Here is a 2,078-nt window from a genome sequence, read left to right on the forward strand (position 1 = left end):
CTGCGGTTCGGCCTGCGGCGGCTGCTCCGGGCACGCCCACGCCGAGGAGAGCCCCGAGCCGGCACCGGCCCAGGCCGAGCCGGGCGAGGTGCGGCCGGACCTGGTGGCGGTGCGCCGCCGCGGCGCGGGGACGGACATCGCCCCCAATGCGTGACCAGTTCCCGCTGCACGACCCGCTCGACCCCGCGTCGGAAACGGCGGGCCTGCTCGCCCTGGACCGGCAGCACGTCTGGCACCCGTACGGTCCCATGCCCGGGCGGCAGGAGACCCTCGTGGTCTCCTCCGCCTCGGGGGTCCGGCTGCGGCTCGCCTCCCCCGCCCAGGGGCGGGAGGAGCTGGTCGACGGCATGTCCTCGTGGTGGTCGGCGATCCACGGCTACAACCACCCGGTGCTGAACGAGGCCGCGACCTCGCAGCTGGGCCGGATGTCGCACGTGATGTTCGGCGGGCTCACCCACGAGCCCGCCGTCCGGCTGGCCGCCCGGCTGGTGGAGATCACCCCGCCCGGGCTGGAGCACGTCTTCCTCTCCGACTCCGGGTCGGTGGCCGTCGAGGTCGCCGTCAAGATGTGCCTGCAGTACTGGCGTTCGCTGGGCCGCACCGGCAAGACCCGGCTGCTGACCTGGCGCGGCGGCTACCACGGCGACACCTGGCAGCCGATGGCCGTGTGCGACCCCGAGGGCGGCATGCACGAGCTGTGGCAGGGCCACCTGCCCCGGCAGGTCTTCGCCGGGGCCCCGCCGGGGGACTTCGACACCCCCGTGGACCCCGCGTACGCGGACCACCTGCGCTCGCTCGTCGCCGCGCACGCCGACGAACTGGCCGCGGTGATCGTGGAGCCGGTGGTGCAGGGCGCGGGCGGCATGCGCTTCCACCACCCGGGCTACCTGCGGGTGCTGCGCGAGCTGTGCGACGAATACGGGGTCCTGCTGATCCTGGACGAGATCGCGACGGGCTTCGGCCGCACGGGCGCGCTCTTCGCCGCCGACCACGCCGGCATCACCCCGGACGTCATGTGCCTGGGCAAGTCCCTGACCGGCGGCTACCTCACCCTGGCCGCCACGCTGTGCACGGAGCGGGTGGCGGACGGCATCTCGCAGGGCGAGGTCCCCGTCCTCGCCCACGGGCCGACCTTCATGGGCAACCCGCTCGCGGCCGCCGTGGCCCTGGCCTCCGTCGACCTGCTGCTCGGCCAGGACTGGGCGGGCGAGGTCGCGCGGATCGAGGCGGGACTGCGTTCGGGTCTCGCGGAGGCCTCCGGGCAGCCGGGGGTCAAGGACGTACGGGTGCTGGGCGCGATCGGCGTGATCCAGCTCGACCACCCGGTCGACGTCTGGGCCGCGACCCGGGCCGCGGTCCGGGAGGGAGTGTGGCTGCGCCCCTTCCGCGACCTGATCTACACGATGCCCCCGTTCGTCACCGGTGACGCCGATGTCGCCCGTATCTGCCGCGCGGCCGTCGCCGCGGCCCGGGAGGGTTGAGATGTCCGTGATCGTCGTGTCCGGTACGGGCACGGAAATCGGCAAGACGGTGGTCACCTCGGCCATCGCGGCGGCCGCGGTGGCCGCCGGGCGCTCGGTGGCGGTGCTCAAGCCCGCGCAGACCGGGGTGGGTCCGCAGGAGCCGGGGGACGCGGCCGAGGCCGTACGCCTCGCCGGTCCGGCCGTCACCGCCCTGGAGCTCGCCCGCTACCCCGAGCCGCTGGCCCCGGACACCGCCGCGCGGCGTTCCGGTCTGGCGGCGGTGGCCCCGGAGCGGATCGCGGAGGCGGCCGACGGGCTGGCCCGGTCGCACGACCTGGTGCTGGTGGAGGGTGCGGGCGGGCTGCTGGTCCGCTTCGACGAGGAGGGCCACACCCTGGCCGACGCGGCGCGGCTGCTGGCGGCGCCGGTGCTGGTGGTGGCCCCGGCGGGGCTGGGCACCCTCAACTCCGCCGCGCTGACGGCGGAGGCCCTGACCGCGCGGGGGCTGCGCGGTCTGGGTGTCGTCGTCGGCAGCTGGCCGGCCTCCCCCGACCTGGCCTCGCGCTGCAACCTGGCCGACCTTCCGAAGGTCTCCGCCCTGCCCCTGCTGGGCGC

General features: G+C 75.7%; 2 protein-coding genes. Both read left to right on the forward strand.

The window, feature by feature from the left end; genetic code table 11:
* Positions 1-146 precede the first annotated feature (146 nt).
* Positions 147-1,481, forward strand: a complete 1,335-nt coding sequence (locus tag VR44_RS39200) for an adenosylmethionine--8-amino-7-oxononanoate transaminase (RefSeq protein WP_045952465.1) — start codon at positions 147-149, stop codon at positions 1,479-1,481.
* Between the two features lies 1 nt (position 1,482).
* On the forward strand, positions 1,483-2,078 hold a 596-nt coding region (gene bioD, locus VR44_RS39205), incomplete at its 3' end, for a dethiobiotin synthase (RefSeq protein ID WP_045952466.1).

The sequence above is a fragment of the Streptomyces katrae genome, from assembly GCF_000966975.1.
In the GTDB taxonomy this organism is placed as follows: domain Bacteria; phylum Actinomycetota; class Actinomycetes; order Streptomycetales; family Streptomycetaceae; genus Streptomyces; species Streptomyces katrae.